This is a genomic window from Candidatus Zixiibacteriota bacterium (assembly GCA_029860345.1).
GTDB lineage: Bacteria > Zixibacteria > MSB-5A5 > GN15 > FEB-12 > JAJRTA01.
The window spans coordinates 288,481-309,997 of sequence record JAOUBJ010000004.1; the positions used below are offsets into that span (position 1 = coordinate 288,481).

A 21,517-nucleotide genomic window follows, 5' to 3' on the forward strand; every position below is an offset into this window, starting at 1 on the left:
AGCTCAAATGTGATAGTCATGGCGACCATCTGCCTGTTACTATTGGGTATGGTGACTCAGTCGCAAGCATCCGGTAGTGTCCAGCAGAAGTTTGACTCTCTGTTCATGATAGCATCATCAGGCGAAGTCCAGTTCAGAGATATGGTCGAGCCGGCCAAGGATTCAATCGCCGCCATGGGTGTCGAGGTGGTGCCCCACCTTATCGACAAATTCACCACCAAATCGGCCCGCGAACGGTGGACGGTGATTCATGTCCTCAAACGAATCGGCAGCCCGGCCGTGCCGCTGTTGGTGGAGGCACTGAACCTGTCGGATGGACTGGTGGTGCAGCGAGTCTGTTGGGCGTTAGGGGACATTGCCGATTCGGCCGCGGTGCAGCCTCTGATTGAAGTCCGACATCATCCGCGCTGGCAGGTGCGAGATCAGGCCATTGGAGCTTTGGGCAAAATCGGTGACCGGGCCGCCGCCTCGGTGGTGGTGGAAGCGCTGCTCGACAGTATCGGACAAGTGCGCAAAGCAGCGGCTGTCTCGGCAGGCAAGCTGGCCGCCAATTCAGGTATCGCCAGACTGGTGCATCTGCTTTCAGACGGTTTCTATGGCGCCCGGCTATCCGCCGAACATTCACTTTTGAGTCTGGACACGGCGGCAGTAGTCGAAGCGTTGACCGATTCCATCGATGCATCCGATCCATTGTTGGGCTCCTTGAGCTGTCGCATACTCGGGCGGTTAGGCACACCAAGGTGTGTTGCTGTTTTGCTGGCCCAGGCTCACTCGGCGGTCCCCGACCGACGCGCCCACGCCGTCCTGGCTCTGACTCATGCCGCCGGTGACAACGGCTCCAAAGTGAGCGAGTTCTTTGCCGAACGCGAACCGGATCGTTTGGCTCGCCTAAAGATGATCTCCGCTACCGGTTCTCTCGCTCATGAACGATAACAAGCTGCACAAGAAACTGCGCCGTCTTGACAAACTGATCACAACCGACGAGAGTAAGAACCGGCCAACCACCAACGTCCCCGAGCACTACAAAACACTGGCGCAAGCCCTGGCCGGTGAACTGATAACCAATCATGCCGGTGCTTACTGTCTGGTTCGTACATTCTACTCCGGCGCCTATCGTCATGGGCGGCTTCAGTTGCCGACCGAACAACTCGGCCGCTCGCTGGCCCGCTCTGCTTTTGCCATGAAAGAACTACCGGGCAGCGCGGAGGTATCTTCGCTATTATTCGTCGACACCGAGACCACCGGGTTGGGCGGTAGTGGAGCGGTTGCCTTCCTGGTTGGATGTGGCTCGGTGACCGAAAACGGCTTCGAGGTGCGTCAATACTTGATGCCTGACTACTCCGATGAGGCTGCTATGCTCGAAGCGCTGCAGGAAGAGTTTTCGTCCGACAAAACTCTGGTTACGTACAACGGCGCCGCATTCGATCTGCCGCTTCTGCGGGGCCGCATGATTGTCAATCGAGTGGCTCGTGAACTGGCCATGGCCGACCATCTCGATCTTTTGCACGCAGCACGACGATTGTTCCGCAGGCGGCTGGGAGATTGCTCGCTGACCAACGTCGAGCGTGAACTGTTTGAGTTTTATCGCCAAGATGATGTCCCCGGCTACTTGATACCGTCGATCTATTTCGACTGGCTTGGCACGCGCCGGCTTGACGGTTTGCTCGGTGTGCTGGAGCACAATCGGCTTGATATCGTCAGCCTGTGGTTTCTTGCTGTTATGGTCGCAGAGGCTTTTGCCAGCGATGGTTCCACACTTGACTCAGCCGATGATTTGCATTCTCTGGCGCGAGTTTACTCAAGGCGTAAATATCACCACAAGGTGGTCGATTTGTGTCGTCGCCGCGAGGAGATCCAGCCGGGTGTTGCGCAGCCGGACGTGGCTTTGTTCCAGGCTCAGGCTTTCAAGCGGGCCGGTGAAAAAGAGCAGGCAGCTTCGCTTTGGCGCTCACTCTCAGGCGGTGACAGTCGCGAGGCATATTGGGCCAATCTGGAACTGGCCAAACACTTCGAGCATTCCACCCGGGATTACCACCAAGCTCTACGCTTTGCCAAGATGGCGCAGCGCATCTGCCCCTACGGCAAGAGTCATCGGGATAGCTTGAAGCATCGAATCAAGCGGCTCACGACCAGGATAAAGGGCTGATCGACGCTCTTTTCTGCCAAAAGCTCTCAATAGGTTCCGTTACCTACCGATAGAACTATTAGGAACGATTACTGGCGGATTACTATGACCAATGATATCTTTGAACAGATTCTGAAAGACCACAAAGAACTCTCGTCGCTGCCACAGACACTGGCCGAAGTGCTGAAGATTGTCAAAGACGAGAACGCTTCCACTCGTGATCTGGCCGACGTGCTGGTGAAGGACCCGGCCCTGACAGCCAAGTTGCTGCGTATTGTCAACAGTCCCTATTACGGCGCCGGTCGCGAGATTACCACCGTCACTCAGGCAGCCATGACTCTGGGCACGCGGGCTATCTCCGCTCTGGCTTTGTCCAGTTCGATTTATGATCTGTCGGGGCAGTGGCAGGTTTCGGTGGATCGGCAGCGTTTCTGGCGACACTCACTGGAAGTGGCTATGGCGGCTCGGATGATTGCCCGTGAGAGCGGTTATGCCTACCCGGAGGAGGCCTTCATCTGCGGTTTGCTGCACGATATCGGCATACTGATCCTGGAAAAATCGTTCCCGGACAAGTTTCAGCGTATCTGGAAACAGGCCGAAGCCGGTGAATCAATCAGTGAATTGGAAGAGCATATCTGGGGCACCAACCATGCTCGGATCGGTCAATTCTTGTTGGAACAATGGGGCCTGCCGGCGGTGATATGTGAGGCGGTGGGACATCATCATAGCCAGATATTAACCGAGAGCACCGATCCGGAGTTGCGTCCGGCACAGATCGTTTCGCTGGCCAATCTGGTTTCCAGGTTTACGATCGCCAAAGTACGGCCGGAACTGGCTGAGAATGCCGAGAGTATGTCGACCCTATCCGCCGCTCTGGAACTGGCGCCGCCCAGGTTGGTGCAATTACAGGAAGACCTGCTGTCGGCTTTCATAGAGGAAGCAAAGTTCCTTGAAATCGAAATCGGATCGCCCGAAGAGTTGCTGATAGAGGCAAATCGGATTATCTACTCACACTATCTCTCGGTAGAAAATCTGCTCAGCGAGAACCGGCGGATGCAACAGGAAGTAGCTCGTGCCCAGATGGAGAAAGCCACCCTGGAAGCGCTCAAGACGATCACGGCCACCTTCAATCATTATATCAACAACGCTTCGGCCACCATTCTCGGGCGGGCGCAACTAATTGAGTTGAAGATTAAAAGCGATGAAATCGGTGATCCCAACGGTGAGGCGGCCGGTGCCATGAGCACGATCGTTGAGGGTGTCAACACTATCACATCGGTTATCGCCGAGCTTCAGGAGTTGACCAAATTCAAAACCACCGTATACCACGACGACACCTATATCATTGATTTGGAGGGTCGTCTCAAGAAACAGCTGGACCATTTGCAACGGGGCCACTCGGCCGCAGCAGTTGCAAAACCTCCCCCACAATCTACTTAGCGGTGATAAATCGCCCATAAATGGGTTTCAAGCGCTACGCCTTTGCCCACGTCATGCTGGCGTAGGCCAGCATCCAGTCTTGGAATACAGACCTGGATTCCGGCCTTCGCCGGAATGACATGCACCGAGGTTTTGGTGGGGTCTTCGGTAAAAAACTCACCTGCCGCAAGGCTCTAGGTGGGGTACCTGTGTCGGGCGAGGTCGCCGCGACACCACCCATGCCGCGACACCACCCATGCCTCGACTCCGCTCGGCATGACATGAACAGGTGCGAAGCGAATAAAGCCCTTTTATGGGCCATTTATGGGTGGACGCCGGTTGAGTTGCCTTCGACCAGCTGCTGCAAACGCTGGCGGTCGAGAATGCGAATAGTAGCGCCTTCGACTGCAATTATCTTCTCGCGGGAAAGCCGCGCCAAAGAACGCGACAGCGTTTCGGGGATAGTACCCAGCTTGGAAGCCAGTATCGTTTTCTTTTCGTTCAAAGTCACCGTCGCTTCATTACTGTCCGTGTCGGGAATCAGGTCCAGGAGATGTTTGGCCAGTCGGGTGGTAACATCGGTCAAAGAAAGACCCTCGACCAGCTTGGTCAGGCTTCTGAGCAGCTCAGACAGTCGTGCGATCATGTTGAGTGCCAGGCCGGGCTCTCGCTGAAGAATGCCGACAAACCGTTCGCGGTTCACCACCAGTACCTCAGATCGTTCCAGGGCCGTGGCCGAAGCTGGATACCGCCCCCCGGCAAACATCGCAGCTTCGGCAAAGCTGTCCCCCGGTTCGGCCACCATCAGGATTTGTTCTTTGCCGTCCGGTGAAAGCTTGAACACTTTTACCCGACCGGAACCAACAATGAAAAACGAATGAACCGGATCACCCTCGAAAAAAAACGTGTCTCCGGGGTCGCAGGATTTCAGGCTTGAGGCGGAGGCGATTTCATTCAACGAACGATCCTCCAATTCGCTGAACAGATGCGACATCTTCAATATTTGCTGCATAACTAAAATCCTTGTGCAATTAACTGAAGTCTCAAAGAGACAAACGCACAGATCAGAGTTCTTGATAAGGAAAATGTGAAAAGGCGGAAAGAGTTTTTTGCTTACAGAAGACTATTCAGCAATTTTTCAATGTCGGACATCATGAACGGTTTGGCCAGAAAGCCGTCCGGTTTGGCGGTGGACTCTTCGGTCTCCATGTCTCCGACTGAGTAGCCGGAAATGAGCACCACGGGGATTTTGGGGAACCTCTCTTTGACCTCACGCAAGAGTTCCATACCGGTCATTTTCGGCATGCGCATGTCGGTGATTACCAACGAAAACTCACCATCGGCCAGTTGTTCCAGAGCGTCGCTGCCGTTGGCTGCTCTGACCGACTCATAATCGAAAACTTCGAGCATTTCCGATAGGAGCGAGGACATGTTGGGGTTGTCGTCAACGATCAAAATAGACTTGGTCATACTTCTTCCCAGTTGCTCTTTTGAATATAATCGGCAGAAAAGGCGCGAAAACTTAGCTCTGGCGGTCGTTTTTCCTGGGGCCGTGCTGGGAGCGGGCGATCAATTCCGTTTGTAGAGCGGCAATCCCCACTTTCTTGGAAGCTGAAACCAGAAAGCTGGTGGTAGCATCGGCAGTTGGCGGTACAAACTCCGAATTAAGGTCGATCTTGTTGTACACCAACAGGTAAGGGACCCTTTCAGCCTGAATGTCAGCCAGCACCTGGCGTGTCTGTTGGAAGCGTTGCTCAAAGTCTACGGCGGAGCAATCGACTACATGTATCAAAAGGTCGGCCAGACTGACCTCTTCAAGGGTCGATTTGAACGATTCTACCAATTGATGCGGGAGTTTTTTGATAAAACCGACCGTGTCTGAGATAACTACGTTGATTGGATGTCGGCTGACCATCTGCCGAGTTGTTGAATCCAGGGTGGTGAAGAGCCGGTCGGCCGTGGTCACACCGCCCCGGGTCAGCAGGTTGAACAGGGTCGATTTACCGGCGTTGGTATAACCGACCATAGCGATTTTGAACATCTTCTGGCGTTGTTTGCGCTGGGTCGAACGTTGTTTGTCGAGTTTCTTAAGCAGTCCTTTTAGGTGGGCGATTTTTGTGCGAACCTGCCGACGGTCGATTTCCAGCTGCGTTTCACCCGGTCCCTTGGAGCCGATCTGGCCGTACTGGCGCGAGAAATGAACCCATGCGCCGGTCAACCGTGGCAGCGTGTACTCAAGCTGGGCCAACTCCACTTGCAAACGAGCGGCCCGGGTGCGGGCCTGATTGGCGAAAATATCCAGAATCAAAATCGGACGGTCGATCACCTTTGCATCCAGCGCTTTTTCGAGGTTGCGCTGCTGAGCCGGGCTGAGGGTGTCATCGAAAATGACACAGTTGGCACCATCGGACTCAAGTTGTTCTTTCAACTGTTGCACCAGACCCTTGCCGATGAACATGGCCGGGTCCGGGCGTGGCCGGGTTTGGATACGTTTGGCTACGATCTTGGCCCCGGCGGTATAAGTGAGCCGGGCCAGCTCCTCAAGCGAAGCTTCGACTTCAGCCCGTTGCCGGGAATCCGGGGCGCGACCGACCAGTATGGCTTTTTCGGTTTCGTTTTTGGTGTTATCGATGACCACTGCTTTAATATACGCAGGGAAAACTAATTCTCCAATGCGAATTGAAGGTCCAGGATGTGGTGTGGCTGCCAACAGTTCCCACAGCAAGCTGTGGGCCACCCGGCCAAGTGCGCGGCAGATGTCCACATCTGCCGCGAAAGAACACACCCCGCCCCCGCCGAAGCGGGGCCACCCCTCTCAAGAGGGGACGAAGAGAAGTCTGCGCTCGGCATTCGGCAGGTGTCGGGCGGGGTCGCCCAACACCACTGAGAGTCCGGGCGGATTTGCGTCTACCACTAGTTCATGCCTCGACACCGCTCGGCATGAGGTGGTGGCTTTCTGCGGTCATCCCACAGCAAGCTGTCGGCCACCCACCGACTTCTGACCTATGAGTCTATTTCTTCTTCTTTGCAGGAGGCAGTACGCCGGCGTCGCGCATGAGGTGCTTGAGCATCAGTACCTGGCCAAAGTGGGCAGCGAAATGTTCGAGCACGTGGTACAGCGTCCACATCCGGGAGATTCGCCTGCTGCCCAAGGCATACAACTTGTCAAGATCACGGTCACGCCAAACCTTCATTTCACGGTGAATAGATCGCCGCACTTTGGCCAGGATTTTCAGGTATCTTTCGAGGGAGTATCCCTTCAAGTACTTCGAGTGTCGACCACTGGGCGGCATTGGCAATCCGTCGTCTTCGAAACCACAGGCTTTCTGAATCAACTTCTTGCCGTCGGGCTGCCAGGGAATGCCTTTGGGAGCTATCCTGATCCACCATACTTCCACCAGGGCCAGGTGCGCCAGTAACATGCCTATGGTATTCATTCCCGGCTTCTGCTGCCATTCCAGTTGTTTGATGGTGAGTCCCTTTACGTTGTTCTTCAGTCGCTTCAGTTGATCGTCCAATTGGGCGGCGAATAGGCCAACTTTTGTCTGCGTTTTCGGGTCGTAGCCACGGGGAAGTTTGATTTCGTGCTTCATTTCAGTAACCTCTGATTGGTTTTGCTTTCTCTGACTCCATCATCCCCTGAGTTCAAGAGGAACTCCTCGCCTGATCAGGAACATAATCAATACGCAACAACGCAACTATGAATTTGGTTGGGTACTAAAGCGTTGGCGCTGAGTTTTCTTCAAAACCAGGGCTGTACATAGTGCATATCGGTTGGGCTGGGGGCAGTAAAAACCAACCGACATTGTCCGATAACAACTGTATGCCGAAAAGGATAGAGAAAATCGTCACCACCGAAGGTCATTTGATCGATTCCGGATTGATGCGTCGAATATTCGATACGATCATTTCCGACAACGGTCAGTTCGAGATGCTCAAGTTCGAGATCGGACGCAACAACGACGAGTTCTCACAGGCCTGTCTTAAAGTCGCCGCCCCGGACGCGGTGGCCATGAATAAAATCCTGCTCAAACTGTCGGCGCTCGGCTGTGTGGTCGATGAAGAAAAAGAAATCCGACTCAGCCCGGCGCCCGCCGATGGTGTCGTGCCGCCGGAGTTTTACAGCACCACCAATCAGGAAACAGAAATCCACCTGGGCGGCAAATGGCTGTCCGTACAAGAGCTACGCATGGACGGCGTCATCGTAGTAGACAACGACTACGCGACGGTGAAGAAGTTTCGCGATGTCAAAAAGGGTGAGAAGATCGTTCTTGGCTTGTCGGGTATCAAAGTCAAGCCTGAGTTCGCGCGCCGCGACCGCGACGATTTTGGATTCATGTCCGGCGAAGTCTCGTCTGAGCGCAAGGTGCGTTTGGCGGTCGACCGGGTGGCCCAGACAATCGGTGAGGACAGCAAGCGAGTGGCCGTGGTGGCCGGACCGGTGGTCGTGCACACCGGCGGTGCGCCCGATCTGGCCCGCTTGATCAAACATGGTCATGTACATACCATTCTGGCCGGTAATGCGCTGGCCGTGCACGATATCGAAGCTGCGCTGCTGGGGACGTCGTTGGGTATTGATCTCACAAGCGGCCGTCCGGTCGAGATGGGCCACCGCAACCATCTGCGCGCGATCAACGAAGTCCGGCGGGCCGGATCGATTGCCGGGCTGGTGGCTGAAGGTTCACTCACATCAGGTATCATGTACGAAACGGTGAAAGCCAACCTGCCATTCTCGCTGGCCGGGTCGCTACGAGATGACGGCCCGTTGCCGGACACTATCACCGACATGAATCAGGCTCAGGAACACCATTCAAAACTGCTCGAAGGAGTCGACGTGGTCCTGATGTTGTCCTCGATGCTGCACTCGATAGCGGTGGGCAACATGCTTCCGGCGCGGGTGCTCACAGTCTGTGTCGATATTAATCCTTCGGTCGTGACCAAGCTCAAGGATCGTGGTTCTCTTCAGACCATCGGTATTGTAACCGATGTCGGTCTATTCCTGCACCTACTTGCCGAACGACTGTTGAACGGCCAATAGAACGGCTCGCAAGACAGGAAATTACTGCTCATATTCAGTGCGTGGTGTACGTCCTCGTGCGCCGTGGAGACGTCATGCAGAAAGCAGTAGGAGCATGGGCAGTCGAGGACGGCCACGAGTGGATTCCACTTGTCGCCCACATGTATTTCAGATTAAACATTGACGGCCTTGTCGGCAGTGGGTAGATTTTTCGCCGATGAAGAACTTGCTGAAAAAACTGGCGATTCTAATCGTTGTTGCCCTGTTTGCCGCGGCCGCCTACTATCTGTACGACCAATTCCGCGAGCGCAGTGTCAACGAACGAATGGCCGAGATAGTTCACGATGAAGACCGTCGGGTGGTATCGGACAAGCTTAAGGGCTATCTTGATGATCCGTCGCCGGAAGTCCGCGCGCGCGCAGCCATGGCTTTGGGGCGGATCGGTGGTCAGAAAGCAGCCGATCTGCTTTTCGGCATGATCTCCGATGAGTCCATCGATCTGGCCGGAACGGCCGGGCTGGCCATGGGACTTACCCACCAGTCGCAGTACGCCGGTCGACTTCTGGATGTTGCCCTTGATCTGCCGTCATCGGCCGCGGCCAAAGTGATTGCATCAGTTGGTCGGTTGGTCGACAGCAGCACAACTGGCGTCACCGAACGGTTGGCGGAATTCCTGGACCATCCCTCGCCGGATGTGCGCGAAGCCATCTGCTATGCACTCTTGAACGCCAAGGCCAAAGCACAGGCGCCGCTGTTGATAAAACATCTTAAGAGTGAAAGCGACGATTTGGTGCGCGCTGCTGGACTCTATGCGTTGGCCCGGATGGAGATTGCCCAGGCAAATGATTTGTTTGTCGACAATCTGGCCGACACCGATCCGTTCGTGCGGCAAACCTGCGTGCGAGGTCTGGGCCGCTCGGGGTCGTCCAAGGTGCTCCATCTGTTGCAAATGTCGCTCAATGACTCTGATCCCAACGTGGTGGCCGAGGCAGTCAATGAACTTAGCCGCAGCAAAGACAAAAAAGCAAAAGATCAACTGGCCAAACGGGTCGAGTCCGGCTGGGATGAAAAGCTGATGGGCTCTCTCATGGACGGTCTCAGGTTGCAGGAAAACAACGAAGCCGTGCAGACAACCTGGGAATTGTTGGAAACCGTCCAGCCGGCCAATGTGACGGCGGCGGCCGCAGTCTACCTGGCCTCGCGGGTTAAAGACAAAGCGGTCAACCTGCTCGATTCGCTGGCCGCCGAACCGGACCCGTTTTTGCGAAAATCCGCAGCCGAAGGATATGCCTTGATAGCCAGGAAAAATGTCATCCCGAGACTGGCCGGGCTGTTTAACGACGATGATCCCTGGGTGCGGGCGGCGGCTTTTGCAGGCCTGCTCAAGATCGATAAGAACAACCAGGACTATTATATTAAGAAAGCGCTGGCCGATCCGGACTGGGTGCTGCAAACTTTGGCCGTTGATCATATACAGTCCGCGCGGCTTTCATCCTATCTGCCTCAGTTGAGTGGTATGATGGCGACTGCCTCGGTGTTGGAGATTGATCTGCGCCGGTCGCTGGTGCAGGTGGCTCGCGCCTTTCTCGATCAAGAGACAGAGAACGCCGACGCCACATTGATACTGATGAACTCCCTGATGGACTCGGAGTACATCGTCAGGCGGGAGGCGGCCATTGTCTACAAGGATGTGCTGGGGGAGGATCGATTTGGTATAGTCCCTCCGGCCCCGGCCCGCATAGAGATCGACGCTATTCACGAAGGTTTCAAAAAGTACCAGCCTAATCCGTATGCCGTTATCGGCACCAGCAAAGGTGATGTTGAACTGGAACTGTTCTACGACGTAGCGCCGCTCACCGTCTTGAACTTCATCGAACTGGCCAAGAGCGGGCTTTACGACGGCCTGGTCTTTCATCGTGTGGTGCCCGGCTTTGTCGTGCAGGGCGGCGACCCGCGCGGGGACGGCTGGGGTGGTCCGCCATGGCAGATACGATGCGAATACTCCGGCGAGCCGTACCAGCGCGGCACCGTGGGTATTGCCACCTCCGGCCAGGATACCGGCGGCTCACAGTTTTTCATAACGCTGTCACCCCAACCGCGCCTGGAAGCGCGCTACACCGTTTTTGGCCAGGTGACCGCTGGTATGGAAGTGGTCGACCAAATCGTGCGCGGTGACCTTATTCAAAAGATAGTCATTCAGGAAGGTTGAGTATGAAAATCACGTCGCTAATGTCCTCATGTCTCCTTTTGGCCGGCCTCGCTCAGGCGTCGATCACGTCTCAGACAGAGGCGATAGACCCCCACGCCTTGATCGAGACTATTCTGATGATCGATGCTCAACAGGCCGAGCAGATCAACGACCTGATCCTTGACGGAGAGTATGTCGAAGGGGAAACCAACGACGAAGGGGAGTTTGAACAGAAGGTCCGAATTGTCAAAAAGATTTACATCAAGTACCTGCCGGATACTACGCTGATGCACGACCAGTATCTGCAGTTTTACAAAGAGGGGGAACTGCAAGACGATGAAGAGACCAGGAAAGAGGCTGCTGAACGGTTGTCGAAAAAGATCAAACGCAAATCCAAAGATGTCTCCTGGCAGCTTTTGACACCATTTCATGAGGGCGAACGGGATTTCTACGACATCGTGTACGTGGGTGTGCCGGGCGATCTGGTCGAGGGCAGGTCGTGTCATCACTTTCAAATCAGTTGCAAAGAAAAAGATGCCACGCGAATAAACGGTGACTACTATTTTGACTCCGAATCTTTTCATCTGGTGCGGGTAGACTTCACACCGGCCAAACTGACCAGCAACCTGATGTTCAAAATGAAGCAGTTGGATATGTCGATCAAGTTCGGACCCACCCCGGAGGGGCACTGGCTCCCGCGACAGTTCGACATCAATGGACGAGGCAAAGCCATGTTCCTAATCGGAGTGAAATTCTCCGGCACCGAGTACTACACCAATGGGCAGATAAATTCAGGATTCGACAGCGCTATTTTCGAGGATAATGATGGCCAGGATTGAAACTGATTACAAGACCAAAATCGTGCAGGTGGAAATCCCTGCCGATGCAAACGTGATCTTCGGCATGTCGCATTTTATTAAGACGGTCGAGGATCTATATGAGGCGCTGGTGTCGTCGTCGATGTCGCTCAAATTCGGGATTGCTTTTTGTGAAGCTTCGATGAAACGCTTGATCCGCACCGACGGTAACAATCCCGAATTGATCGAAATGGCATCATCGGCTGCTTTCGATGTTGCCTGCGGGCATACTTTTTTCATCTATCTGCGCGATGGTTTCCCGATCAACGTGCTCAACCGGGTCAAAGCGGTGCCCGAGGTCTGTCGCATCTTTTGTGCGACGGCCAATCCGCTTCAGGTGCTGATTGCCGAAACCAATCAGGGTCGTGGTGTGCTTGGTGTCATCGACGGCGAGACTCCGTTGGGTATCGAGACCGATGATGACAAAGCCGAGCGCGTCGAATTCCTCAAGAAGATTGGGTACAAGCGGTAGGGGGATACACCCGTCTGTCACTTCCGCCTGCGCGGGAATGACAGGCCCTTCGACTCCGCTCAGGCTGAGGTTGGGAAGGCGCGAAGCGCTAGGAACCCATTTATGGGTGATTTATCACCATGATCTCCACAAGTACCGACAAAGCCGCCTTGGAGCAACACTTCCGCAAGGACCCGGTGCTGTATGCCTATCATATAGGTGACCTGGACGATTTCTTCTTCCCAAAATGTCAATGGTTGGTATATCAAACCGACGACGGCGTAATCGACGAAGCGCTACTGATCTACAAAGGTCCATCGACACCAACCGTGCTCGCTTTCGGTGTGTCAAACGAATTTAATTCTCTTGTCGAGGCTTCAATCGCAGACCTTCCGGGTAGGTTCTTCTGTCATTTTCAAAAGGCACAACGCAAACTGTTGGCCCAAGCGTTTGAGATTCAAGCGTTCGGACCGCATCTCAAGATGCAATTGAAAGACTACACACCACCGCCCAATGATCCACGCTCCGATGCTGTTGACCGCTTCGACCGGTCGCATCTGTCGATGCTACAATCGTTCTACGCTGAGGCATACCCGGACAGCTATTTCGATCAACGCATGCTTGACACCGGAAAGTGTTTCGGCTACTTCGAAAACAACCAGTTGTTGGCCGCCGCCGGCTTGCATGTCTATTCGGTCGAGTACGACATAGCGGTATTGGGCAACATTGCAACGATGCCGGCTGATCGTGGCCGCGGCCTGGGGACCTTGATGACAGCGCACCTGGTGTCTGAACTGGTAGCGGAAAGGCGTGGATGCGTTTGCCTAAACGTTAAGGCCGACAACATGGCCGCCATAAAATGCTATGAGAAGTTGGGTTTCGCGATTGTCCACCAATACGAAGAGGGGCTGTTTGTCAGGCAGTAAGGACCGTGGTAGGTCAGGACCCTCGTAGTCCTGACACAACCTCATGCTGAGCGGAGTCGAAGCATGAACTTAGTCTCGTCGGGTGGCCGTCTCAAACCCTGTTTGGGACGGGTTTACTACGGAGCCTTACCTACAAGAGCTGTCACGCGGGTTCGCATGACAGCACAGGGAAATATGGATGCCGGATCAAGTCCGGCATGACAGACTTGAAGGCTGCACGGTCAGAATTAACCCACCCGCCGCAAGGCCTATGGGTGGGCTACCGAAGTTTGGCAGGTACATCTTCGAACCCGCCACTATCGGCAGGTCTGAGGACAGACCTGCCCTACAAAAGAGTTCTGTGTTATGTCATTCCCGCGAAAGCGGGAATCCATCCGCTCTACTGAGGGAAATCAGAACTCTTGTGGTCCTGACAATTGTGTCAGGCCTCCAAGAAAAGAGAGACTTGACCTACAAGATTGCTTATGTCGGTGAATTGCCCGCAGCTTTCTTACGATAGTCTTCCACGGCAGCACGGATAGCATCCGGCGCGATCACCGAGCAGGCAACTTTCTCATCCGGCAGACCGTCCAATAAATCGACTATGTCCTCGGCTTTGACCGACAAAGCTTGCTCCAGGCTCTTTCCTTTGACCAGTTCACTGGCCACCGAACTGCTGGCAATAGCGGCAGCGCACCCGAAGGTCTTGTACTTCACCTCTACGAGACGTCCGTCGACAACTCTTATGTAGAGCTTCATCATGTCGCCGCAGTTGGGATTACCGACCGTGCCGACGCCGTCAGCTTCGTCGATCTCGCCGGTGTTGCGAGGATTTGCAAAGTGTTTCATCACCGTTTCGTTGTACATAGGCTCCCATGGTAACGATTTTTGGCTAAAAGGCAATCCTTATCCCGGTTTTCTGTGCCGCTTGACATACTCGGGTTCTAAGCTATATTGTAGGTGAAGATACTACTTTGGGCGTTCACATTTACTACGACCAGTACGCTCGATGAAAACAGAAAGAGTCACACGAGAAGATCCCAGGAGGGACCTAAAATGAAGACAAGGGCACTTTTGCTGGCCGCCTTGATGACATTACTGTCGGGTGGCATGGCTTGGGGACAGTCACTATCACTTGACCATGTCGATGGACTCAATGCCGGCGGCGGACTCGAAATGGGTGTCCCGGTGACATTCTATATCCGTGTAACCAGCGATAACGACAGCCACGGCGGCGCCACCAACGGCTTCGTGGTATCATCATCGACCGGCGCCCAATGGGGTGGTACGGTTGGAGATACCACCGGAACGCTGGGCAAAGCGCAGTTTGACGGCGGCTTCTTTATCAGCTACTTCAGCGCCGACGGCATGGGTGAGGATACGGTTGGATTTGGTGGTTTCAAGTTCTTTTCCACCGGGTTGCCGGCCGGGTTCGACGACGTAGCTTACACAATTCAAATCGGACCCATCGACGCTGCCTACAACGGAGGTGAAATCTGTCTGGACTCGGCTTACTATCCGCCATCCGGTGTTTGGAAATGGGCGGGGCCGGATGTCTTCCCGGGATGGGACGGACCGCACTGTTACACGGTCGGTGAAGCGGCCAGTAACCCCGAGATAACCTGCCCGGGCGACACGAGTGTCTTCCTGTGCGATCCGGGTACTGTCTGTTTTCCGTTTGAAGTTGCCAACGCCGATTGGGTAACCGCCAGTGAGCCGGCCTATATCGAAAACGGCCAGGTCTGTCTGGACTTGGGCATTGAAGACTCGCAGGCGACTATGGAAATCACGTTGGTTGCTGGCTCAGGGGAAGCAGTTGACTCCTGTACTTTCTCGGTCACCCCGCACGTGAATTTCCATCCGTTGGTCGGAATGTCCGGAGCCCAATACTCGGTTGTGGTCTGTGATCTGGGGGCGCCACTCTGTACTGTGTTCCATGTCGAAAGTAGCGAGGCCGAGGTGATAGATACCATCTTCAGCATTCCCGGTTATGTTGACGGAATCAATTACTGTTTCGTGCCGGATACGGCCGGATTGTTCGACCTGACGATAATCGCCATCGATGCCTGCGGCGATGCCGACACCAACAATTCGCTGATAATGGTGATTGAGGGTGAACCGGCTGTAGTAGAATGCCCGGAGTCTGTCATCGATACTATCTGCGGTACTCAGGTATACTGTTTCCCGGTCGAGATCAGTCCGGATACAGCCAACGTCACAGTGTTACCGATAGGTTCATGGGTGCCGGAGTTGGGTCAGGTCTGTGTCCCGATAGAAGGTTCCGGACCGCTTGACATCGCGATTATCGCCCAAACCGAATGCGGAGTTGACTCCTGCCATGTACTGCTGGACATGACAATTATCGAGCCGCCGGCTATCGACTGCCCGGGCGGCGACCTGGCCGTGTTTATTGAGGATGCCGGTCTGGTGTGTGTCGATCTGCCGATCAGCAATGCTACCGGAATCGGTGTTGTGGGTGGTGGTTTTTGGGAGGAGGGGCAGCTTTGCTTCCATGCGGATACCACGGGTCGTTACCGATTCACGGTGACAGCCAGTAACAGTTGCGGCGGCGACACTTGCGACGTGGCCGTCCAATTGCAGGTCGGCGTGGCTGACTACACGACGATTGCGCGCCCCGATCCCATGCGCATGGTGGACGCCTACCGGGTCGATCCGATATCGGCGCTGTTCTACCTGGGAAATTTCACCGATGGCCACAGCGCTTTCGATGTGGACCCTGCTTCGGTCGTGATAAACGGAACACTGATCCCCACCGGCACAGAAGTTATCCCGACCTTCCCTGGATTCGTCGGCGAAGTGTTGCAGATTACCGAACCGATCGGGGATTTTATCGAGAACAACATGCCGTTGTATGACACCACTCTGACGCCTTACACGGTTTCCGGTCAGTTCACAGACGGTGGTGACTTCACCGAGACCGGGTTGGTCCGTCTGATTGGACTTTTGGTGGGGGATGTCAACCTGGATGGTCAGATCGATATTGCCGACTTGATCTACCTGATCGACTACCAGTTCCAATCCGGACCGGCACCGATGATCCTGGCCGGTGCGGATATGGATAAAAGCGGGTTCCTGGACATTTCTGACTTATTGATACTAATCGATTACATGTTCGATCGATAGTTAGTCGGCTCGGCTGGTTTCAGACAGTTTTCTTCGGCCACTCCCTGAATTGGGAGTGGCTTTTTTACTGGAATTCCGCCAACACAAAACAGCAGAATCCGTTTGATTTCCAGCCCCTCGGCTGATATTATTAGCATCCCCTGCGCGACTCCGTTTTCAGGACGACCGGTCGTGTGAAGGTGGTTTTCTCGGGTTGCCCCGGGATTGACGTGGTGCACGAGAACGTACACCACGCACGAGAGAAAAGAACTGTTAGCGAGTGAGGTTGTTATGAGTGATCTGGTGCTAAGACTGCTACCGGAAGTCGATGAGATCAAAGATGGAAAACTGAAAGAACAAGTGATTACCTGCTGGAATGACGCTATCCAGTTTCGGGGCTGGAGTGAAGAGTTGTTGCGAAACATCCCCTTCACCCTTTTGGCCGAAAACGTGAAAATCACTTTTATCGATCACGTCAGAGCCGTATGCCAAATGTGCATCGCATGCAATGATGTGCTCACCAAGGTACATGGTTCCAACGCAACCATGGTGAACCGTGACTACCTGATCGCCGGCGCCTTGTTGGCCGACGTGGGTAAACTGTTGGAATTTGAAATCGTCGATGATCAACCCAGGAAATCAGAGTATGGTCGACATATTCGTCATCCCTTCTCCGGGGTCGGTCTGGCTTTCAAACATGGTCTGCCGTCGGAAGTGATGCATGTGATCGCGACGCACTCCAAAGAAGGGGTCGGCGAAAAACGATCACCCGAGAGCATTATCTTCCATCACGCCGACTTCATAGATTTCGAACTGGTGAAATAGGGTCCATCATGCTTGCGCAAAACCTGGTCGAAAAGATCGCTCAACGATTTGCCGTGGATCTATCGGATGGACACGTCGTTCACAGCGGTGACTACCTGTCGATTCGTCCTGAGCACATCCTGACCCACGATAACACGGGCGCTGTGATTCCGAAATTCAAAAGTATCGGTGCCACGAAAATCGCCAACCCGCGCCAGCCGGTCTATGCCCTTGACCACAACGTGCAGGACACAAGCGAAGCCAACATAGCCAAGTATAAAAAGATCGAATCGTTCGCGCATGAGATGGGTGTGGACTTTTATCCGGCCGGTCGTGGTATCGGACATCAGATCATGTGCGAGGAAGGTTATGCCTGGCCTCAGACGATGGTGGTGGCTTCGGACAGTCATTCGAATATGTACGGAGGACTTGGGTGTCTCGGCACGCCGATAGTGCGTACCGACGCCGCCGCTATTTGGGCCACCGGTCGCACCTGGTGGCAAGTGCCCCCGGTAGCCAAATGCGAACTGCACGGCAGGCTCAAACAGGGTGTTACCGGGAAGGACGTTATCATTACGCTGTGCGGTTTCTTCAACTCAGACGAAGTTCTCAACCACGCCATAGAATTCTCCGGCGGCGGCATCGCCTCTCTGTCTCTCGATGAGCGCTTGACCATCGCCAACATGACCACCGAGTGGGGCGCTTTGGTGGGACTCTTTCCGGTCGACGAAGTTACTCTCGACTGGCTTGCCCAACGGACATCGCATCTCGCCCGACGCGGACCGGCCGGGGTGCCGTCGGATGCCGACGGCGATGAAGAAAACGCACGTTTGAACAGTCGGCGACTGGATCAATTGAAGCGGAATGTTTTGGCTCCCGATAATGATGCGACATACGCCAAACATCTTTCGTTCGATCTTGAGTCTGTGGTACCACACGTTTCGGGGCCGCACAATGTGAAGACGATGACACCGATCAACGAGATGCGCGCGCGCCGCGTTGCAATTCAGAAGGCCTACCTTGTCTCGTGTGTCAACAGTCGGGTAGACGATCTCGCTCAGGCGGCCGAGGCGGTGCGCGGAAAACATGTGGCCGAGGGTGTGAAGTTTTACATAGCGGCGGCATCAAGCGAGGTGCAGGCCGAAAGCGAAGGACGTGGTGACTGGCAGGCCCTTGTGGAAGCCGGCGCTATAGCGCTGTCGCCGGGATGCGGCCCCTGTATTGGTCTTGGTGTAGGCTTGCTCGAAGATGGTGAGACAGGTATCTCGGCCACTAATCGCAATTTCAGGGGACGCATGGGTTCCAAGCATGCCGAAGCCTATCTGGCGTCACCTTCGGTTGTGGCTGCCTCGGCTATCGCAGGATACATTGACGCGCCTGCTGAGTTTGAAAACACCGGTCCAATAGCTGACATACGCACCAATGAAAAACCGGCTACCGGTTCGGCAGCGGTTTCGATTGTCGACGGTTTCCCGGTCACAATTGACGGCGACATGATCGCCTGTTTTCAGGATAACCTTAACACCGACGGCATCTATCCCGGCAAGTATACCTACATCGACGATTTCACACCTCAGCAGCAGGCAGAAGTCGCGATGGAAAACTATGATCCGGAATTCGGCAAACTGGCCAAAGAGGGTGACATTCTGGTGGGTGGGTTTAATTTCGGCACCGGCAGTTCGCGCGAGCAGGCTGCGACAGCTCTGAAATACCGAGGTATCCGACTGGTGTTGGCCGGTTCGTTCAGCGAAACATACAAACGCAACGCCATCAACAACGGCTTCCTGGCTATCGAAGCGCCGGAGCTGGTGCGCGATTTGAGAAACAAGTGCGGCACCGACAAGCTTACGGTCGCTACCGGTATCAAAGCCGCAATCGACTTCGCTTCAGCCAAGCTTACCGCCGATGGGAAGCAGTACAAACTGGCACCGCTCGGCGCGGCCGCCCAGGAGTTGATCGTCGCCGGTGGGCTGGAAGCGTGGGTGAAGGAGAGATTGTAGGTAATAAATCACTTTTTTGCGCAACGCGCCGGCCTGTCACCCTGAGCGGAATCGAAGCGTGAAGCAAAAGATGGACCCCCGCCTGCGAGGGGGTGACAGATGAATGGACTACCATTGTGCCGCGACTCCGACTGGCATGACGGGATAGAGAAGATCAGCAACAAGTAGATAAGGACAGAAACAGAATGGACAAATCAATCTCAAGACAGATAGCAGAGTTTGCACTCGGCCTCAAATACGAAGACCTGCCTGCGGAAGTCATCAACGAAGTAAAAAGATACCTGTACGATTCGGTCGGCTGCGCCTACGGCGGCTACCACACCAAAGACGTCAACATCCTCCGCGACATTTACAGCGGCATGGGTGGAAAGAAAGAGGCTTGCCTCCTGGCCTTTGGTGACAAGATGCCGGCGGTGAATGCCACATTGGTGAATTCCCTGATGGTGCGCGCGCTCGATTTCAACGACATTTATTGGAAAGAAGACCCTTCGCATCCGTCGGACTTGATACCGGCCGCACTGGCGGTCGGCGAGATGGTCGATGCTTCCATGCACGAAGTTATCGTTGCTATCGTGCTCGCCTACGAGTTCGAACAACGTATGTGCTTGTTTGCAGTGCCGGGCGTGCGTGAACGTAAATGGCACCACGCCACGCTCACCCAGTTTGTGTCACCCGTTGTCGCGGGGAGATTGTTGGGTCTCACTGAAGATCAGATGGTGATGGCCATCGGCATCAACGGCTCCCACAATCATACCATCGGTTGTCCGACTGCGGGCAAGTTGACCATGATGAAGAACACAGTCGACCCGATGGCCGTGCAGTCCGGTGTATTCGCTGCCCTGATGGCACAAAGAGGATACTCAGGCACCGAAGCTGTCTTCGAAGGCAAGGAAGGTTTCATGGATGTTTTCGGACCCGACTGGGATAACGACCAACTGCTGGCTGGGCTGGGCGAGTCTTACAAGATTCTCGAATGTTCCATGAAGGCATTCCCGACCGAGGCGCTGACTCACACCCATCTTTCCGCGACCTTGAATGTTGTGCGCGGCAATAATATTTCGTATGACCAGATTGAAGAAGTGACCATTACATCTATTGCTCGCGCCTGCGATATCCTCTTCGATCCGCATAAGTATCGCCCGGAGTCGCGCGAGACCGCCGACCATTCGCTACCATACTGTATCGCTGCGGCGCTGGTCGACCATCAGATCACCACCAATTCGTTCTCCGACGAGAAACTCAAAGACGAACGCATCTGGTCGGTGATCGACAAGATCAAAGGGGTGGCGTCAGAAGAGTTCGAAAAGATGTTCCCGGCCAAGCAACCTTCGAAAGTGGTGGTGAAAACGACCGACGGCAAAGAATTCTCGGAGTATCTGGAATATCCCAAGGGAGACCCGCGCGAGCCGATGACCATGGACGATCTGACGGCCAAGTTCAACGCCTTGTCCGACTCGTTGCTGTCTGCCGACCGTCAGCGTGAGATCAAGGATACTATTTTCGCCTGCGAGAACATGAACGTCCGGGACCTCATGCAGAAGTTTGTGGTGTAGAGAGCAATGCATCGCGGGAACATTGCTGTAGAATAGTCAACATTGTCATGCCGAGCGCTGTCGAAGCATGCGCGCTGTCGGCGCATGAACAAGCTAAGCGTTATCCACCCACTTGTTAACCAGCACAACGTGGATGGAATGAGCGTCGGAGTCCGCGCGCAACTCAAACGCTTCCTGGGCACGATCCATGGGGAACACATGAGTGCGCAAACGTTCCAGCGGTAACCTGCCATCAATGGTCAACTGCAACGCTTGTTGCCACAGACGACGTGTCTCTCTAACCCCGGTGACAAACATCCCCTCTTTGATCAGCGAAATGTTCTTACGGTGCATCGCATAGAGGTCCAGCTGTGCTTCCGATTGAAGTCCGCCATAGAAAACAATCCGCCCTCGTTCGCGCATGAGCGGCACTATGTGATTGATTGCATCCGAGCCGGGCGTGGCAATGATGGCGACATGAAAACCGTCCGGGTAGAGTTTCCGAAGTTCATCGGCACCAACGTCCGACTTCAGCGCCACTGTAGCCTGGGCGCCAAACTGCTCAGCCAGATCGAGTTTCACCGGGTCCGGATCGACCACCACCAACCGGCGGCAGCCATGAAGAGACACGACTCGTGTCAGCAACAGGCCGCTCAGACCCTGGCCGACGATGAGCACCTCACTGTTTGCATTGATACCGGTGCGCTCGGCGGCCATCATAACGCCCGGCATGGCCTCCATCAGACATCCTTCCCGAAGGTCCATGGTTGGCGGTAGTTTCAGCATGTGAGCGGGCCGTGCCAACACGAAATCGGTCAGACAACCCCAGGTCTGGACCGCGCTCACTTGGTCGCCAGCGACGAATCCCGAAACATGGTCGCCCACCCGGTCGACAACACCCGATACTTCGTGACCGATCACCGGATGACTGAGCCTCTTCGGTGCTTCTCTTTGGCCGGTGAAAACCTCGAGATCGGAGCCACAGATACCGACACATCCAACCCGAATCCGTACTTGGCCCGCAGCAGGCAGCGGCACCGGAACACTTATTGTCTGCAAACGGTGCGGACGTTCAAGAATGTGGAGGAGCATGGAT

General features: G+C 54.7%; 19 protein-coding genes. 12 read left to right on the top strand and 7 right to left on the bottom strand.

Features of this window, described 5'->3' with window-relative positions:
- The first annotated feature begins 18 nt into the window (after positions 1-18).
- From OEV49_06300 to OEV49_06310, 3 genes are all read left to right on the top strand, one after another.
- Entirely contained in the window at positions 19-933 is a 915-nt protein-coding gene (locus OEV49_06300; protein ID MDH3890677.1) for a HEAT repeat domain-containing protein, read from the top strand.
- Complete coding sequence (locus tag OEV49_06305) at positions 923-2,146, top strand: ribonuclease H-like domain-containing protein (protein ID MDH3890678.1); 1,224 nt, start codon at positions 923-925, stop codon at positions 2,144-2,146. The genes OEV49_06300 and OEV49_06305 overlap by 11 nt, the downstream gene beginning before the upstream one ends.
- A gap of 84 nt (positions 2,147-2,230) precedes the next feature.
- Positions 2,231-3,565, top strand: coding sequence for an HDOD domain-containing protein (locus OEV49_06310; GenBank protein MDH3890679.1), 1,335 nt, complete (start codon positions 2,231-2,233; stop codon positions 3,563-3,565).
- A 301-nt stretch (positions 3,566-3,866) separates the two neighbouring features.
- Here the strand turns inward: OEV49_06310 and OEV49_06315 are convergent, their stop codons facing one another.
- The 4 genes from OEV49_06315 to OEV49_06330 form a co-directional block, all read right to left on the bottom strand.
- Positions 3,867-4,556, bottom strand: a complete 690-nt coding sequence (locus OEV49_06315; protein ID MDH3890680.1) for a Crp/Fnr family transcriptional regulator — start codon at positions 4,554-4,556, stop codon at positions 3,867-3,869.
- A 101-nt stretch (positions 4,557-4,657) separates the two neighbouring features.
- Positions 4,658-5,014, bottom strand: a complete 357-nt coding sequence (locus tag OEV49_06320) for a response regulator (GenBank protein ID MDH3890681.1) — start codon at positions 5,012-5,014, stop codon at positions 4,658-4,660.
- Between the two features lie 52 nt (positions 5,015-5,066).
- The gene (hflX, locus tag OEV49_06325) at positions 5,067-6,182 is read right to left on the bottom strand and encodes a GTPase HflX (GenBank protein ID MDH3890682.1); all 1,116 of its coding nucleotides are present in this window, start codon (positions 6,180-6,182) and stop codon (positions 5,067-5,069) included.
- A 373-nt stretch (positions 6,183-6,555) separates the two neighbouring features.
- Positions 6,556-7,137 carry a DinB family protein gene (locus OEV49_06330; protein MDH3890683.1) on the bottom strand — a complete coding sequence of 194 codons (582 nt, stop codon included), beginning with the start codon at positions 7,135-7,137 and terminating at the stop codon, positions 6,556-6,558.
- 230 nt (positions 7,138-7,367) lie between these two features.
- On the opposite strand from OEV49_06330, the gene OEV49_06335 reads away from it, so the two are divergent.
- The 5 genes from OEV49_06335 to OEV49_06355 all read left to right on the top strand — a co-directional run bounded on the left by OEV49_06335 (position 7,368) and on the right by OEV49_06355 (position 12,983).
- The gene (locus OEV49_06335) at positions 7,368-8,582 is read left to right on the top strand and encodes a TIGR00300 family protein (protein MDH3890684.1); all 1,215 of its coding nucleotides are present in this window, start codon (positions 7,368-7,370) and stop codon (positions 8,580-8,582) included.
- A 196-nt stretch (positions 8,583-8,778) separates the two neighbouring features.
- Positions 8,779-10,770, top strand: coding sequence for a peptidylprolyl isomerase (locus OEV49_06340; GenBank protein ID MDH3890685.1), 1,992 nt, complete (start codon positions 8,779-8,781; stop codon positions 10,768-10,770).
- Between the two features lie 2 nt (positions 10,771-10,772).
- A complete protein-coding gene (locus tag OEV49_06345) occupies positions 10,773-11,588 on the top strand; it encodes a hypothetical protein (GenBank protein MDH3890686.1) in 816 nt (271 codons plus the stop codon).
- A complete protein-coding gene (locus OEV49_06350; GenBank protein MDH3890687.1) occupies positions 11,575-12,078 on the top strand; it encodes an adenosine-specific kinase in 504 nt (167 codons plus the stop codon). Before OEV49_06345 ends, OEV49_06350 begins: the two co-directional genes overlap by 14 nt.
- 119 nt (positions 12,079-12,197) lie before the next feature.
- Positions 12,198-12,983, top strand: a complete 786-nt coding sequence (locus OEV49_06355; GenBank protein MDH3890688.1) for a GNAT family N-acetyltransferase — start codon at positions 12,198-12,200, stop codon at positions 12,981-12,983.
- A 462-nt stretch (positions 12,984-13,445) separates the two neighbouring features.
- On the opposite strand, the gene OEV49_06360 is transcribed toward OEV49_06355, so the two are convergent.
- Positions 13,446-13,829 (bottom strand): iron-sulfur cluster assembly scaffold protein, encoded by a 384-nt coding sequence (locus OEV49_06360; protein ID MDH3890689.1) that lies wholly within the window; start codon positions 13,827-13,829, stop codon positions 13,446-13,448.
- Positions 13,830-14,018: 189 nt separating this feature from the next.
- Here OEV49_06360 and OEV49_06365 point away from each other — a divergent pair, with 189 nt between their 5' ends.
- Entirely contained in the window at positions 14,019-16,106 is a 2,088-nt protein-coding gene (locus tag OEV49_06365) for a dockerin type I repeat-containing protein (GenBank protein ID MDH3890690.1), read from the top strand.
- On the opposite strand, the gene OEV49_06370 is transcribed toward OEV49_06365, so the two are convergent.
- Positions 16,088-16,243, bottom strand: a complete 156-nt coding sequence (locus tag OEV49_06370; protein MDH3890691.1) for a hypothetical protein — start codon at positions 16,241-16,243, stop codon at positions 16,088-16,090. The genes OEV49_06365 and OEV49_06370 overlap by 19 nt on opposite strands.
- A 133-nt stretch (positions 16,244-16,376) precedes the next feature.
- On the opposite strand from OEV49_06370, the gene OEV49_06375 reads away from it, so the two are divergent.
- The 3 genes from OEV49_06375 to OEV49_06385 all read left to right on the top strand — a co-directional run bounded on the left by OEV49_06375 (position 16,377) and on the right by OEV49_06385 (position 20,442).
- Positions 16,377-16,910 (top strand): HD domain-containing protein, encoded by a 534-nt coding sequence (locus OEV49_06375; protein MDH3890692.1) that lies wholly within the window; start codon positions 16,377-16,379, stop codon positions 16,908-16,910.
- An 8-nt stretch (positions 16,911-16,918) separates the two neighbouring features.
- Entirely contained in the window at positions 16,919-18,889 is a 1,971-nt protein-coding gene (gene lysF / locus OEV49_06380) for a homoaconitase (protein MDH3890693.1), read from the top strand.
- Positions 18,890-19,074: 185 nt separating this feature from the next.
- Complete coding sequence (locus OEV49_06385) at positions 19,075-20,442, top strand: MmgE/PrpD family protein (GenBank protein ID MDH3890694.1); 1,368 nt, start codon at positions 19,075-19,077, stop codon at positions 20,440-20,442.
- Positions 20,443-20,535: 93 nt separating this feature from the next.
- On the opposite strand, the gene OEV49_06390 is transcribed toward OEV49_06385, so the two are convergent.
- A complete protein-coding gene (locus OEV49_06390) occupies positions 20,536-21,513 on the bottom strand; it encodes a zinc-binding dehydrogenase (protein ID MDH3890695.1) in 978 nt (325 codons plus the stop codon).
- Positions 21,514-21,517 lie beyond the last annotated feature (4 nt).